At 72.0% G+C, this 15540-nt stretch carries 10 protein-coding genes; 6 read left to right on the top strand and 4 right to left on the bottom strand.

The genetic code is table 11. The annotated features are described in order from the left end of the window. Positions 1–644: 644 nt before the first annotated feature. Complete coding sequence (locus OG510_RS19720; RefSeq protein ID WP_406138403.1) at positions 645–1193, bottom strand: MarR family winged helix-turn-helix transcriptional regulator; 549 nt, start codon at positions 1191–1193, stop codon at positions 645–647. Positions 1194–1311: 118 nt separating this feature from the next. Between OG510_RS19720 and OG510_RS19715 the strand changes: the two genes are divergently transcribed. Further along, positions 1312–2580 carry an MFS transporter gene (locus OG510_RS19715; protein WP_406142461.1) on the top strand — a complete coding sequence of 423 codons (1269 nt, stop codon included), beginning with the start codon at positions 1312–1314 and terminating at the stop codon, positions 2578–2580. Positions 2581–2613: 33 nt separating this feature from the next. Here OG510_RS19715 and OG510_RS19710 read toward each other — a convergent pair whose 3' ends face one another. After that, positions 2614–4293, bottom strand: coding sequence for a SpoIIE family protein phosphatase (locus OG510_RS19710; protein WP_406138402.1), 1680 nt, complete (start codon positions 4291–4293; stop codon positions 2614–2616). A 154-nt stretch (positions 4294–4447) separates the two neighbouring features. Continuing rightward, complete coding sequence (locus tag OG510_RS19705) at positions 4448–5836, bottom strand: NAD(P)/FAD-dependent oxidoreductase (RefSeq protein ID WP_406138401.1); 1389 nt, start codon at positions 5834–5836, stop codon at positions 4448–4450. Positions 5837–6162: 326 nt separating this feature from the next. Here OG510_RS19705 and OG510_RS19700 point away from each other — a divergent pair, with 326 nt between their 5' ends. Together OG510_RS19700 and OG510_RS19695 are read left to right on the top strand one after the other, a co-directional pair. After that, positions 6163–6951: a TetR/AcrR family transcriptional regulator gene (locus OG510_RS19700; RefSeq protein WP_406138399.1), complete on the top strand. Its 789-nt coding sequence runs from the start codon at positions 6163–6165 to the stop codon at positions 6949–6951. Positions 6952–7300: 349 nt separating this feature from the next. Beyond that, positions 7301–9247 (top strand): sigma-70 family RNA polymerase sigma factor, encoded by a 1947-nt coding sequence (locus OG510_RS19695; protein ID WP_406138398.1) that lies wholly within the window; start codon positions 7301–7303, stop codon positions 9245–9247. 34 nt (positions 9248–9281) lie between these two features. Here OG510_RS19695 and OG510_RS19690 read toward each other — a convergent pair whose 3' ends face one another. Next, on the bottom strand, positions 9282–11360 hold the full coding sequence (locus tag OG510_RS19690; RefSeq protein WP_406138397.1) for an asparagine synthase-related protein: 2079 nt from the start codon (positions 11358–11360) through the stop codon (positions 9282–9284). Between the two features lie 571 nt (positions 11361–11931). Here OG510_RS19690 and OG510_RS19685 point away from each other — a divergent pair. From OG510_RS19685 to trmB, 3 genes are all read left to right on the top strand, one after another. Beyond that, on the top strand, positions 11932–13353 hold the full coding sequence (locus tag OG510_RS19685; RefSeq protein WP_406138395.1) for an MFS transporter: 1422 nt from the start codon (positions 11932–11934) through the stop codon (positions 13351–13353). Positions 13354–13424: 71 nt separating this feature from the next. Beyond that, positions 13425–14669, top strand: a complete 1245-nt coding sequence (lhgO, locus tag OG510_RS19680) for an L-2-hydroxyglutarate oxidase (protein ID WP_406138393.1) — start codon at positions 13425–13427, stop codon at positions 14667–14669. A gap of 44 nt (positions 14670–14713) precedes the next feature. Further along, on the top strand, positions 14714–15508 hold the full coding sequence (gene trmB, locus OG510_RS19675; protein WP_406138392.1) for a tRNA (guanosine(46)-N7)-methyltransferase TrmB: 795 nt from the start codon (positions 14714–14716) through the stop codon (positions 15506–15508). The last annotated feature ends 32 nt before the right edge of the window (positions 15509–15540 follow it).

Raw genomic sequence — 15540 nt, 5'->3', positions numbered from 1 at the left:
GACTGTCCACAGCGTCCTCGCTGTGTGTCGCCTGCCCCTGACCCGAAGGCCGGAACAGGTCTTTTTCAAAGGAACCACCAACCCACCAAAGGTGGGCCGGGGTATCAACATATCTGGCGTTGACTTTTGGCACGCTGTTGAGTTCTCAAGGAACGGACGCTTCCTTCGTACTCACCCTCTCGGGCTTTCCTCCGGGCTTTTCCCTTCGGTCTTGCGTTTCCGACTCTATCAGACTCTTTCGTGTCCGATTCCCGGCCGGCCGGGGTCGCTTTCCAGTTCCACGCTTTCGCGTTTCCCTATTCCGGCGATTCCGACTCTATCAGATCCTTTCGGCCTGACCCCCAGTCAGCGGGGTTTGTCATCCCGGCCGTTGGGCCGTTCCGACGTTTCAAACTCTAGCGGATATCCCGGGTGACTCATAATCGGGTCCCACCGGTCGTCGAGATTGAATTCCGGCATGCCGAAATTCTCCCCGACGGGAGATCGTGCTGAGTTTGGTTGCCGCATGTGCGGCGGGAGTGGCTGTCGCAGAACCGTTCCGGCCCCGTGACAACTCGAAGAACCTTACAGATCGGCCGGTGGTGCGTCAACCGGCCCCGGCGCCGCTGTCAACCCCATTGTTTCGTCACGGGGTTCGGCCCCGGTCAGTCGAGATCGGTGAGGCGGCCGCCCGCGTCCGGCTGGGCGTCCTCCACCCTGCGCAGCAGGATCGTCAGCATCTCCCCGAGTGCCCCGCGGTCCCGGTCGGTCAGGTCCTGGAGCAGGTCCTCCTCGAAGGTCGTGGCCATCCGCATCGCCTCCAGCCACTTCGCCCGCCCTTCGTCCGTGACCTCGACGATGACGCGGACCCGGTTGTTCTCGTCCCGGTCGCGGGTGACCAGGCCCTCGCCCGCCATCCGGTCGATGCGGTGCGTCATCGCGGCCGGGGTGAGGCCGAGGCGCTTCGCCAGCTCCCCCGGGCCCATCCGGTACGGGGCGCCGGCCAGGACCAGGGTCTTCAGCACCTCCCACTCCGTATTGCTGATGCCGAGGTCGGCGACCTGACGCCCGTACGCGACGTTCATCCGCCGGTTCAGCCGGCCGAGGGCCGAGACCACCTTCTCGACCTGGGGGTCGAGGTCACGGAATTCGCGCTGGTAGGCGGCGATCTGCTCGTCGAGGGTCGGCTCCTGCGGGCCGGGGGACTCAGGCATGCCGGGGAGTATCCCATGTAACCCGTTGGCGTCGAAGTCCTTCGATGTGTATTGTTGAGCTTCGAACTTTAGCATTGAAGTCTTCAACTTCGAGAGGTGGTGAGTGGTGACCAAGGCGATGGGTGCCGCGATGCGTCGGATCCAGACAGGTACCGCGCTGAGCGCGTTCGGCATCGGGTTCACCGTTCCGTATCTGTACATCTATGTGTCGCAGGTGCGGGAGCTCGGATCGAGTACGGCCGGGGCCGTGCTCGCCGTCTTCGCGGTGGCCGCCCTGGTCGTCCTGCCCTTCACCGGCCGGCTGATCGACCGCCGTGGACCGCTGCCCGTCCTGGTGGGGGCCGCGGCACTGGCCGCGGTCGGCGCGATGAGCATGGGGCTCTCCGCCGGCGTCGTGACGGTCGTCCTGTCGGCCGCCCTGCTCGGCGCGGGCACGGCCGTCATGCAGCCCGCCCTGGCCACGATGATCGTCTGGTGCTCCAGCCCGTCCACCCGGACCCGCGCCTTCACCATGCAGTTCTTTCTGCAGAACCTGACGCTCGGTATCGGCGGGCTCGTCGGCGGCCAGATCGTCGACGCGAGCCGGCCCGGCAGCTTCACGCTGCTCTTCGCCATCGAGGCCGCCATGTTCCTCGCGCTCGCGGGGATCGCGGCATCCGTCCGGCTGCCCCGCGCTCCGGGTCTGGAACTGGCCCCGCAGCCCCGGGGCGGCGGAGTGCGCGCACTGCTCAGGCACCGGGCCATGGTGCAGCTCTGCGTGCTCGGCTTTGTCGTCTTCTTCGCTTGCTACGGACAATTCGAGTCCGGGCTTGCCGCTTACGGGACCGAAGCCGCCGGAATTCAGCCCTCGACACTCGGAATCGCGCTCGCCGCCAATACGGCCGTGATTGTGGTCGCCCAGTTCGTGGTGCTGAAGGTCGTGGAGAAGCGGCGGCGCTCACGGGTGATCTCGGGAGTGGGGCTGATCTGGGCGTTCGCCTGGGTCATCGCCGGGTACGCGGGGCTCGGGCACGGCAGCCAGACCATGGCGACCGCCGCGTTCATCTCGACGTACGCGCTGTTCGGGCTCGGTGAGTCCATGCTGTCCCCGACCGTCGCGCCGCTGGTCGCCGATCTGGCGCCCGATTCCATGGTCGGTCAGTACAACTCGGCCTTCGCACTGGTCAAGCAGCTGGCGCTGGCCATCGGACCTGCCGTCGGCGGGCCGATGGGGGCCTCGGCGCATCTGCTGTACATCGCGACCTTCGTGGTGTTCTCCCTCGGGATCACCACGCTGGCGCTGCGGCTGGGGCGGCGACTCACCCCCGTACAGGACAATCCGTCCCTCGGACACGGTTCGCGGGTCGTGGCCACGCATCTGCCGGAACCGGCGGCCGCCCCGCACTGAAGGACGGCACCCGGCCCCGAGCAGCAGGGTCGCCTACGGGAGCAGGCCGGGGCGGGCTGGTGTGTTCTCCGGGAGGGCGAACTCGCACCAGACCGCTTTCCCGCCGCCCGGCGTACGGCGGGAGCCCCAGGACGAGGCGATCGTCGCGATGATCGAGATGCCGCGGCCCGCCTCGTCCGCGGGCTCGGCACGGCGGCGGCGCGGCAGATGGTCGTCGCCGTCGGTCACCTCGATGATCAGCCTGCGGTCCGTCCTGCGCAGTCGCAGCCGCATCGGCGGGGTGCCGTGCTGGAGGGAGTTGGCGACCAGTTCGCTGGCCGCCATGACGCCGAGGTCGTGAAGTTCCACGTGAAACCTCCAGGACGTCAGCACGCCGGAGGCGAAGGCCCGCGCGCGGGGAGCCGCCTCCACCCCGCCCAGCAGGTCGAGCGCCGCGTTGTGGAACAGCTCGGCAGCCGCACCCGTGCGCGCCGGGTGCTGGACGACCAGGACCGCGACGTCGTCGTCGTGCTCGGCCGTGACGCCGAGCGAGCGGAACAGCCGGTCGCAGACGACCTGCGGGGCGCCGGACGCACCCGACAGTGCGCGCTCCAGCGCGGTCAGGCCCTCGTCGATGTCCTCGCCCCTGCGCTCCACCAGACCATCGGTGTAGAGCACCGCGGCGGAGCCGGGCGGCAGCGCGATCGAGTCCGATGTGTGCTGCCAGCCGCCCGTCCCGAGCGGTGGGCCCGTGGGGTCGGCGGCCCGGCGTACCGTGCCGTCCTCGTCCCTGACCAGCACCGGCAGATGACCGGCCGACGCGTAGGCGAGGCGGCCCTCGTTGGGGTCGTGGACGGCGTAGAGGCAGGTGGCGATCTGGTTGGGGTCGATCTCGGAGACCAGACCGTCCAGGAGCTGCAGGATCTCGTGCGGGGGCAGGTCGAGCCGTGCGTACGCGCGGACGGCGGTGCGGAGCTGGCCCATGACCGCTGCGGCCCGGACCCCGTGGCCCATGACGTCGCCGATGACCAGGGCCGTACGCCCGGCTCCGAGGGTGATCACGTCATACCAGTCGCCGCCCACGGCCGCGTCCGTACCGCCCGGCTGGTAGGTGGCGGCGATACGCAGGTCGTCGGGCTGCTCCAGTTCCTGGGGCAGCAGTGAACGCTGGAGGGTGACGGCCGTTTCGCGCTGTCTGCGCTCGCTGGTGCGCAGCCGCTCGGCCGCGTCGGCGTGGTCGGAGACGTCGGCGGCGAAGACGAGAACCCCGCCGTGCTCCAGGAGGTCGGGGACCGGGGTGCAGGTCACGGTGTACGAACCGGCGCCAGGACCGGCCTGTACGCGACGGGACTTGACGGTACGAGGAGTTCCGCTGCGCAGGACCTGGTCCATCAGCGGGAAGAGGCCGAGCTCGGCCAGTTCGGGCAGCTCGTCGGCGGCGCACGCGCCGGTGGAGCGGGGCCCGAAGGCCGCGGTGTAGGCGTCGTTGACGTACGCGACACGGTGCTCGGGCCCGTACACCAGGGCGACCAGAGCGGGCAGGCTGCCGAGGATCTCCCGGACGGAGAGCTCGTCGAGCGCGGGGAGCTGGTCGAGATCAGCGGTCAACTCGGCTTCCCGGCCCGGGGGCTGGGCGGACTCACCGCGGGCTGCTGGCACGGAACTGTGGTCGGTCCGCGCGGCGGCGCGGCGCTGTGTTCCGGGGAGCCGGGAGCTCCAGCGCGTGAAGTTCACTGCTTTTCAAGCCTCGTTTGTCGTGTTTGTCGTGACGGAACGGCTGGGACCTGCTGCTCGGCCGGCGGGGGGATCCGGGTCGTACGGGGTGTTCTGGGTGGGTCTGGGTGCACCTATGGTCACACGCCCGGTGTGACCGGCGGCACTGTCGGCGTCAGTCCCGCTGCGGGCGGTCGCCGCCGGCGGCCCATTCGAATTCGGCTCGCGGGTGTTCCAGCGAACCGAGCGAGACGATCTCGCGCTTGAAGAGTCCGGCGAGCGTCCACTCGGCGAGAACCTTGGCCTTCCGGTTGAAGGTGGGTATACGGCTGAGGTGGTACGCGCGGTGCATGAACCAGGCAGGGTAGCCCTTCACCTTCCGTCCGTAGATGTGGGCGACACCCTTGTGCAGGCCGAGCGAGGCGACCGAACCGGCGTACGCGTGCTCGTAGTTGCTCAGTGGCCTGCCGTGCAGTGAGGCGATGACGTTCTCGGCGAGTACCTTCGCCTGACGCACGGCGTGCTGTGCGTTGGGCGCGGTCTCGGTGCCGGGCTCGTCCGACGTGAGGTCGGGGACCGCCGCCGCGTCACCGGCGGCCCAGGCGTGTGCGGTTCCCTCGACCGCGAGCTGTGCCGTGCAGCGCAGCCGGCCGCGGTCGTTGAGCGGGAGGTCGCTCGCCGCGAGGACCGGGTTCGGTTTGACGCCCGCGGTCCAGACGAGGGTCCGGTTGGGGAAGCGGGCGCCGTCGCTCAGCACGGCGACCCGGTGGTCGCAGCTGTCGAGCCGGGTCTCCAGGCGTACGTCGATATTGCGGTTGCGCAGCTCGCGGATCGCGTACTGGCCCATTTCGTGGCCGACTTCGGGGAGGATGCGGTCGGCGGCCTCCACCAGGATCCAGCTCATGTCGTCGCGGTCGACGTTGTGGTAGTAGCGCGACGCGTAGCGCGCCATGTCCTCCAGCTCGGCGAGCGCCTCGACCCCCGCGTAGCCGCCACCGACGAAGACGAAGGTCAGTGCGGCGTCGCGGACCGCCGGGTCACGGGTCGACGAGGCGATGTCCATCTGCTCGATGACGTGGTTGCGCAGCCCGATGGCCTCTTCGATGCTCTTGAAGCCGATGCCGTGCTCGGCGAGACCCGGGATCGGCAGCGTGCGGGACACGGAGCCGGGGGCGAGTACGAGTTCGTCGTAGGTGAGCCGCGTGGCGCCGGTGCCGTCCTCGGGGCCCGCGAGGGTGGTGACGGTCGCGGTGCGCTCGGCGTGGTTGATGGCCGTGGCCTCACCGATGACGATCCGGCACTTGTCGAGGACCCGCCTCAGCGGCACGACGACATGGCGGGGCGAGATGGAACCGGCGGCGGCCTCGGGGAGGAACGGCTGATACGTCATATAAGGGTCGGGGGCGACCACAGTGATCTCTGCTTCGCCGCCCTTCAGCTTCCGCTGGAGACGCAGCGCCGTGTACAGGCCGACATAGCCGCCGCCGACGACGAGGATGCGCGTGCCGGCCCCGGGTCCCTGGTCCGGCCCGGGGTTCGTCTCGTGGGAGAGGGGAGCAGTCACTGTCCCATGAGGCAACGGGCGATCGACTTTGTCCACAGGCCCGGCAAATTGTGTGACCGGAGAACACCGGCGCGCCGTTGCGGAGTGTTTCCCCGCGTGAAGGGAAGGGCCGCAGGTCAGCGGGTGGGACGGGGAGTGGGCACCGGGGCGGAATAGGGAGAGTCCAGGCCCATACTCCGATCGGGGGGCGCTCCGTGCGGAACTACCCTCTTCTGAATCGCCCCTTGCTCAACTATGTTCGTAGTTCGCCGGGGTGTCGGGTCTGAGCTCCGGGGGGACCAGGCGGGGAGTCTCCGGGGGGAGACATCATTACCGGGGGATCGCATATGCACATTCAGGAAGCTCATTGGCAGGCTGCTGTCCCGGCTGAGACCAGCGGACGGGCGGGCGCGGGTACGGTCCCGCGCTCGGCGCCCCTCCGCGTGGACGCACAGCGCAATCTGGAGCATGTACTGCGGGCCGCCCGCGAGGTGTTCGGCGAGCTGGGGTACGGCGCGCCGATGGAGGATGTCGCGCGCCGGGCGAGAGTCGGCGTCGGCACGGTGTACCGCCGCTTCCCGAGCAAGGACGTCCTGGTCAACCGGATAGCGGAGGAGGAGACCTCCCGCCTGACTGAGCAGGCCCGTACGGCACTTGGGCAGGAGGACGAGCCGTGGTCCGCGCTCGCCCGTTTCCTGCGGACGTCGGTGGCTTCGGGTGCGGGGCGGCTGCTGCCTCCGCAGGTGCTGCGCGTGGGAGTGGCCGAAGCGGCCGAGATCGGCGACGGCGTCCTCGGCGGTGACGCCCTGCTGGGTGAGGCGGAGACCTCCCCGGAGGAGACGCGCGTACCGCAGCAGCGGTCGGCCCCTCGGGTCGCTGAAGGGCCGCCGGTGACCGGGGCGCTGCCCGGCCTCGCCGACGACAGCACGGGGGCCGTGGAGCTGCTGGAGGTCGTGGGCCGGCTGGTGGACCGGGCGCACACAGCCGGGGAGTTGCGGGCCGATGTCACGGTGGCGGATGTGCTGCTGGTGATAGCCACGGCGGCCCCGACGCTGCCCGACGCAGCGCAGCAGGCGGCCGCGTCCTCGCGGCTGCTCGACATCCTGCTGGAGGGGCTGCGGTCGCGTCCGGCGTGAGGATCGCCGGTGGGTGGTGCTGCGCGGTGGGTGGTGCTCCGCCGGTGGACGGCTCATCGCCGCTCGTCCCGTCCGGGCGCTGGGTACTGGGCACCGCGCAAGCACTGGGCGCTGGGTACTGGGCACCGCGCAAGCACCGGGCAGTGAGCGCTGAGCACAGAGCGCTGAGCGCGGACTGGGCACCGGGCACAACTAGTTGAGCCTTCCCCTAATGGGTGACAGTTAGTGCTCCGATTCGGGAAAACGCCCCGGATGAGTGGTTGCTGAACGCGGGCTGCCGGTTGTAGCCCGCTCTGTGTCACTCTTGGCCGGTGTTCTGGTCCGAGGGTGTGTACGGGGGCTTTCCGCGATGAGCGTTGAAGGGCGGGACGAACCACTCGGCGAAGCCGGTGGGGCGCCGCTGCTGCCCGGGCAGGTTCCGGGGCAGCAGCCCGGGAGCGCCTCCGGACAAGCCGCGCAGGGCGGGCAGACCGGGCCGCCTCCGGGTGGCGAGTGGTCGGCCAGCGTGCCCCAGCAGCGCGAGGGCGGCGGCAGCGGTGTGCTTCCGCCGCCGCGTTCCCTGGACCTGCCGCCGTCCGACGCCGAGCTGATCGCGCAGATGCGGGAGGGCGGAGCCGGAGCCGACGGCACGGACAGCACCGACAGCGCCTACGAGGAGCTGTTCCGCCGGCACTCCGACGCGGTGCGCCGCTATGCCCGTACCTGCTGCCGTGACGCGCACACCGCCGATGACCTGACCGCCGAGGTGTTCGCCCGCACACTGCAGGCGGTACGGGGCGGGGCGGGGCCCGAACAGGCGGTACGGGCCTATCTGCTGACGACGGTGCGGCGGGTCGCCGCGGCCTGGACGAAGACCGCCAAGCGGGAGCAACTGGTCGAGGACTTCGCCCTCTTCGCCGACCAGGCCGCCAGGTCCTCGTCGTCGGAGGTGTCCGACCAGGACACCCTGGATCTGGGTGCCGATGTCCGGGCCATGCAGATCGCCGAGAAGTCGCTGGCGATGGAGGCGTTCCGGTCGCTGCCCGAGCGCTGGCAGGCGGTCCTCTGGCACACCACGGTGGAGGAGGAGTCCCCGAGCGATGTCGCCCCGCTGTTCGGTCTGACGGCCAATGCCACGGCGGTGCTGGCCAGCCGGGCCCGTGAGGGGCTCAAGCAGGCGTACCTCCAGGCCCATGTGAGCCAGACCCTCACGGCGGGCGGCGACTGTGCGCAGTACGCGGACCGGCTCGGTGCGTACGCCCGTGGCGGTCTGCGGATGCGGGCCGAGCGGGGGCTGCGCAAGCATCTGGAGGAGTGCGCCAAGTGCCGGCTGGCGGCCGGTGAGCTCAAGGACGTCAACGCCGGGATCCCCGCGCTCGTTCCGATCGCGGTCATCGGCTGGTTCGCCGGGGGCTCAGCCCTCAAGGCCGCCGGGCTCGTCGCGGGCGGCGCGGCCGGAGCCGCGGGGGCCGGCGCCGCCGCGTCCAGCGGGAGTTCGGCGGGCGGCGGGGCCGCCGCGTCCGAGGGGCTCGGCCTTCCCGCCAAGGCCGGCATCGCGGCCGGGGTCGTCGTCGCGGCGGCCGCCGGTCTGGCGTTCGCGCTCTCGGGCAGCGACGCCCCCAAGCCGGCGCCGCACGCCGCTCCCCCGGCCGCGCAGCCCGTCGTACCGCCCAAGCCCACACCACCGGCCCCGAAGCCGAAGCCGCCGCCGCCTCCGGCGCCCGCGCCCAGGCCCACCCCGAAGCCCACACCGTCGCCCCGGCCCCCGAAGGCCAAGCCGAAGCCTCCCCCTGCGCCGAAGCCGAAGCCGACCCCCAGGCCGACGCCCACCCCGGCCCCGACACCCACACCCTCCCCGACTCCGCCGCCTCCGCCGGTACCGGCCGTCTACCAGGTGGCCGCCCTGGCGTACTCGCTGCTCGGCGACCACACCGAGCCCGAACTCAGCCTCAAGGACAGCGGGCCGGTCTGGCAGCGCCGCCAACTGGCCATGCGGGACACCGAGTACAACCGCGGGATCAGCGTGCACGCCCCGTCCAGCGTGACCATCCAGCTCAACCGCCGGTGCTCCAGCTATGAAGCGCTGGCCGGGGTGGACGACATGTCGCTCGGGGTCGGTGCGGTGCGCTTCTCGGTGTACGGGGACGCGTCCCGGCTGTGGAGTTCGCCCGTGGTGCACGGCGACGATCCGCCCGTGCCCGTGCGGGTCGGGATCTCGGGCTACCGGACGCTCCGGCTCGTGGTCGAACGGGCCGGACCGTTCGGCTCGGTGGCGGTGGCCGACTGGGCACAGTCACAGATCAGCTGCCGCCCCTGAAGCGAGGGCCCGGCAGCCCGGCTGCCCGGCTCTCCTAAAGGCTCCGCCGCGGCACGACCCCGCCGGCCACTGCCCGCTGTTTCGGTGCCGCTGTCCCCGTCCAGCAGCTGCCCCGCCGGGACAGCAGCCTGCGCAGCCAGAGTTCGGTGGAGACCAGGTCGGCGAGACCGTCGAGCGGCAGCCGCTCCCCCTCGGCGGCCGCCCGCAGCGCCTTGCGGACCACCCGCGCCTCGACCAGGCCGGCGTCCGCGAGCAGCGGGGCGTCGAAGAGGGCGATCAGCGAGGGCAGCGAGGCCCGCAGCCCCTGGTGGTGTGCGGCCGAAGCGGTCGTGTGGGAGGGGGCGCCCCAGCCGTCGGGCAGGTCGTGGATGCCCGCGCCCGCCAGCACCGTACGGAGGATCTCGGCCCGCGCGCCGGGCTGGACCCGCAGCGATTCGGGGAGCAGCCGGGCCGCCCGTACCACCTGGTTGTCGAGGAACGGCGCGTGCAGCCGCTGGCTCCTGACCTCCGCCGCCTGTTCGAAGACCCGGTGGTCAGCCGCGTACCGGGCGAGAGCCGCGCGGGCGCGTGCCTCGCCGGGGCGCTGCACCGATGTGGGCCGCAGCGCCGACTCCTGGAGGCGTACGGAGACTTCGGCGAGCGCCTCACCGGTCAGCCAGCGTGCCGCGGGCCCCGGACGTGACCAGGTGAGGGCCGCGAGCGAGGCGTCCAGCGTGGAGCCTTCGGCGGCGTGCTGGGCATCGCGGTCGCGCAGCAGGACGGCCGCCGCTTCGATGCCCGTGCGGTACGGGGTGCGGGCGAGCCTGCGCGCGGCGCGGTAGACGGTGAAGGGGATGAGGACCGAGCCGTCCGCCCTGGCCAGCGCCGCGACCGGTTTGACCAGGTGGCGTCTGCGGCGGTCCATCAGCAGGTCGGCCAGGCGTGCCGGGTGCGCGTCGAGCACCTGGCGTGCGCCGTCGCCCACCAGATGGTCCGCGCTGCCCGAAGCGAGCCGCAGCCGGTGGCGCTCCGACGTGATCAGCGAAGGGCCCGGCTCGTCGGTGAGCGGGCCCGACTCCAGATCGGCGTACGGCAGGGCCTCTTCACCGCCGGCGACCACCACATGGTGCAGGCGCGGGTTGGCCGCGATGGCGCCGGCCCGTTCCAGTTCGGGCCCGTGGCCGCGCGCGGAGAGGTCGTTGAAGGTGACGGCGAGGAGGCGTTCCCCGGCGCCGGTGCCATGGCCGAGGATCGTGCCAGGTACCCCGGGCAGCCCGGCCGCCAGGAGCGTGAGCGTGGCGGACGCGCTGCCGCCGGAGAGGTCGGCGCCGATGCCGGGGGCGGGCGCCGCGCCGCGGGCCGCGCGCCGTTCGGCCGGGCCCATCCCCGGGACCGGCCCCGGGTCGGGCGGCAGCGTCTCGGGGGCGTGACGGGGCGCGGTGAGCCGGGCGCGTACGGCCTCGACGAGCGCGTCCCGTACGCCGTCCACGGCCCGCTCCGGGTCGACCTGCGCCGCGGCCACGGCGAGCGAGGCGACCTGTTCGTATCCGGTGATCTCCCGGGAGCCCTCGCGCAGGATGAGCGCGTGGCCGGGCGGGATGCGCCGCACCCCCGCGTAGGGCGTCGAGTCGCGCAGCGCTTCCGGCACGTCGGGGCAGGCGAGCAGCGCCGCCAAGTGCCCGATGTCCAGCTGGGCTTCGACCAGGTCGGCGAGCGGGAGGGCCGCCGTGGCATACGCGGTGCCGTTGGCCCAGGGGGTGTGGAAGACGGGCCGCGCACCGGCCAGGTCGCCGACGACGGTGACCCGGCGCCCGGACTGTACGACGACGGTGTAACTGCCCGCCCAGGCGGTGAGATGGCGCAGCGCGCCGCCGCGCGCGGCGAACAGGCCGACCCGCAGTTCCTCGTCCGTGGCGGCGCAACAGCCCAGGACCGCAAGGCGGGTGAAGGGGTCGACCGTGATGACCCGCACCTCGTCGGGCCGCCAGTCGCCGACCGCCCAGAGGGGATCGGGATCTCCCCAGAGCAGTTGGGAGCCGACGGGGTGGACCGTGCGCCCCTCGTCCGCGCTGCCCACCGAACCGGCCGTGCCGAAGCTCGCGGCAGTACTGCTCCACCCCACCAACCACCGCATCGCCGCCTCCACAGGCTGTGGACAACTGAACGCCAGGGGCGTTCAGGACCATGCTGCCATGACAACGGCGTACCGGAGGGGGTACGGAAGCGCGCACCCACATGCGAATGCGCCCCCGGCAAAGGCCATACGGACTTGCGCGACGAGGGTCGTCATCCGGCCATTCTGGCGGAGTGGCATCTGTGCGGGAAGGTGACCGAAGGGCCGCAGAGCGCTTCGGTCCGGGAGACGCGGCGCGCCTCCCGGACCGGCCGGCCGCCCGCGGGGATTGAGGCGGCCGTATCCCCCAGCCCACTGGATCCTGTGCAGTGGGCCGACCCACGCACTCCACATGGAAGACCTCACGGAACGGCCGGGCCAGAGCGCACGGCCGGGCGCACGGCCACACACCGGGAGCACGGGCCGGCGGCGGAAGCGCTCCGGGCCGGGCAACAATCCCGCCATCCGGAACATCCCCCCTTAACGGTAGGGATGCGGCGAACTACGCTGGGTTTACGAATGCCGTGCACGGCTTCTCGGACAAGAGGAGTTGCCGCGACACGGCGGCCGTCTGTGTGTCGAGGGGTGGCGCATGTCCAGGGAGCTACGCGGACCGAACGACAAACTCGGTACCGTTCTCGCCGTCGCGGGAATCAGCAACGCCGGACTGGCGCGACGGGTCAACGACCTCGGCGCCCAGCGTGGCCTGACGCTTCGGTACGACAAAACGTCCGTGGCCAGGTGGGTCTCCAAGGGCATGGTGCCCCAGGGCGCCGCGCCCCATCTGATCGCCGCGGCGATCGGCGCCAAACTGGGCCGGCCCGTGCCACTGCACGAGATAGGTCTCGCGGACGCGGATCCGGCCCCCGAGGTCGGGCTCGCCTTCCACCGCGACGTCGGCTCGGCGGTGGTGTCGGCGACCGATCTGTACCGGCTGGACCTCGCGGGGCGACGGGCCGGAAGTGGCGGGATATGGCAGTCGCTCGCCGGATCCTTCGCGGTCACGGCATATGCGACACCCGCTTCGCGATGGCTGATAACACCCGCCGACTCGTCGGTGGAGCGGGGCGCCGACGAGCTGGCGGACCCGGCCGCGCTGCGCGTCGGCCACAGCGATGTGACCAAACTCCGGGAGGCCGCCGAGGACGCCAGGCGCTGGGACTCCAAGTACGGCGGCGGCGACTGGCGTTCGTCGATGGTGCCCGAGTGCCTGCGGGTGGACGCGGCCCCGCTGCTGCTCGGCTCGTACTCCGACGAGGTGGGCCGCGGGCTCTTCGGCGCGACCGCCGAACTGACCAGGCTGGCCGGGTGGATGGCGTTCGACACCGGCCAGCAGGAGGCCGCCCAGCGCTACTACATCCAGGCGCTGCGGCTCGCGCGGGCGGCCGCCGATGTCCCGCTGGGGGGATATGTCCTGGCTTCGATGTCGCTCCAGGCGGTCTACCGCGGCTTCGGGGACGAGGGGGTGGACCTCGCGCAGGCGGCGGTCGAGCGCAACAGGGGCCTCGCGACGGCCCGCACGATGAGTTTCTTCCGGCTTGTCGAAGCACGGGCGCACGCGCGCGCCGGTGACTCGGCCGCGGCGGGCGCTGCGCTGAAGGCGGCGGAGGGCTGGCTGGAGCGCTCGCGCGAGGGCGACGCCGATCCGTCCTGGCTCGGCTTCTACTCGTACGACCGCTTCGCCGCCGACGCCGCCGAGTGCTACCACGATCTGAAGGCCCCGCGTCAGGTGCGGCGCTTCACCGAGCAGGCGCTGTCGAAGCCGACGGAGGAGTTCGTCCGCTCGCACGGGCTGCGGCTGGTGGTGAGCGCGGTGGCGGAGCTGGAGTCGGGGAACCTGGACGCGGCGTGCGCCGCCGGCACCCGGGCGGTGGAGGTCGCCGGGCGGATCTCTTCGGCGCGGACCACGGAGTACGTACGGGATCTGCTGCACCGTCTTGAGCCGTACGGCGACGAGCCGAGAGTGGTGGAGTTACGTGAGCGGGCCAGACCACTCCTGGTGGCGCCCGCGTAGAACGGTCCTCCCCCCCTGGTTTGAGGGCATTGTCAGTGGGCCAGTGCACTATCGGGGTGGGAGGAGGTGCGATGTCTTTCGGGAACGGCGGCACGCGCGGCTACGGCGGTGGCTTCGACTGCGATGTGCTGATCATCGGCGGCGGGATCGTCGGCCTGTCGACGGCGTATGCCCTGACGCGGTCCGCGCCGGGCACCCGGGTCGTGGTGCTGGAGAAGGAGCAGCGCACCGGCCGCCATCAGACGGGCCGCAACAGCGGGGTCATCCACAGCGGGATCTACTACCGTCCCGGCTCCCTGAAGGCCCGGTTCGCGGTGCGCGGTGCGGCGGAGATGACCGAGTTCTGCGCGGAGCAGGCCCTGCCGTACGAGGTGACGGGCAAGCTGATCGTCGCGACGGAGCGGGACGAGCTGCCCCGGCTGCACGCCCTGGCCCAGCGCGGCCGGGAGAACGGGATTCCGGTGCGGGAGCTGGGCCCGGCCCAGATCGCCGATGACGAGCCGGGGGTCCGCGGGCTGGCCGCGATCCGGGTCGCCACCACCGGGATCGCCGACTACGGCGCGGTGGCCGCGCGCCTCGCTGAGCTCGCCGGGGCGGCCGGGGCCGAGATCCGGTGCGGGGCCGAGGCCGTCCGGATAGTGCGGCGCCCGGAAGGCGTCGCGGTCGCCACATCGGACGGAGCGGTGATACGGGCCAGGACCCTGGTCAACTGCGCGGGGCTGCACTGCGACCGGGTCGCACGGCTCGCGGGCGACGACCCCGGGATGCGGATCGTGCCGTTCCGGGGGGAGTACTACACGCTGACCCGCCCCGGCCTTGTGCGCGGTCTGGTCTATCCGGTGCCCGATCCCGCCTTCCCCTTCCTCGGCGTCCATCTGACCCGGGGCACCGACGGCACCGTCCATGTCGGGCCGAACGCGGTGCCCGCGCTGGCCCGCGAGGGGTACGACTGGGGCACCGTGCGCCCGGCCGAGCTGGGCACCACGCTGGCCTGGCCCGGCGCATGGCGGATAGCGGGGCGCCACTGGCGGTACGGGGCGGGGGAGCTGCACCGCTCGCTGTCGAAGCGCGCCTTCACCGAGGCGGTGCGGCGGCTGCTGCCCGCCGTCGAAGAGGCGGATCTGCGCCCGGCGCCGGCCGGGGTGCGGGCCCAGGCGGTGCTGAGGGACGGCACCCTGGTCGACGACTTCCTGATCCGGGAGGGGCCGCGCACGGTCCATGTGCTGAACGCGCCCTCACCGGCGGCGACGGCAGCCCTGCCGATCGGTCGCGAGATCGCCCGCAGGGCGCTGGCCTCCGTGGGGGTCCGGGCCTGACCGAGCCTGACCCCGTACCGCGGGGACCGTAGAATCGGGGCACTGTGTCCGATCTTCTGAACCCCCCGCCAGAGCCCTCGCCGCCCCGCCGTGCCAAGGGCGAGCCCCGCTTCCCCGGCGGGCCCGCGGCCGATCCCGCGGGCTCGCACCACGAGCGCCGGATCCGCAGCTTCCAGCCGCGCCGCAGCCGCGTCACGACCGGCCAGGCCGAGGCGCTGGAGCGGCTGTGGCCCCGCTGGGGCCTGGACATCGACGGACAGCGGGTCCTCGATCTGCCCACCCTGTTCGGCGGTCTCCCCGTGGTCCTGGAGATCGGCTTCGGCATGGGCGAGGCCACCGCGCAGATGGCCGCGGCCGACCCGTCGACCGGGATCCTCGCCACCGACGTGCACACCCCGGGCCAGGGAAATCTCCTGCGTCTCGCGGAGCGGAACGGGTTGTCCAACATCCGGGTGGCCAACGGTGACGCGATCATCCTGCTCCGCGAGATGCTGGAGCCGGACTCGCTGGCCGGGCTGCGGGTGTACTTCCCCGACCCGTGGCCCAAGAGCCGCCACCACAAGAGGCGGCTGATCCAGCCCGAGTTCCTCGACCTGGCCGCGACCAGGCTCGCACCGGGGGCCGTACTGCACTGCGCGACCGACTGGGCCCCGTACGCCGAGCAGATGCTGGAGGTGCTCACCGCGCACCCCTGCTACGACAACACCACGGCGGACGGCGGCTATGCGCCGAGGCCCGGCTTCCGGCCGCTGACCCGGTTCGAGGGCCAGGGCCTCGACAAGGGCCACACGGTGCACGACCTGCTGTTCCGCCGCAACGACCACCCGAGCGGCCGGTAACGCAGCCAACGCCAATCACCGGATACGCAGGT

Source organism: Streptomyces sp. NBC_01089 (assembly GCF_045162975.1).
GTDB lineage: Bacteria > Actinomycetota > Actinomycetes > Streptomycetales > Streptomycetaceae > Streptomyces.
Note: the sequence above shows the minus strand (reverse complement) of the source record. Positions and strands in the feature narration are given on the sequence as shown.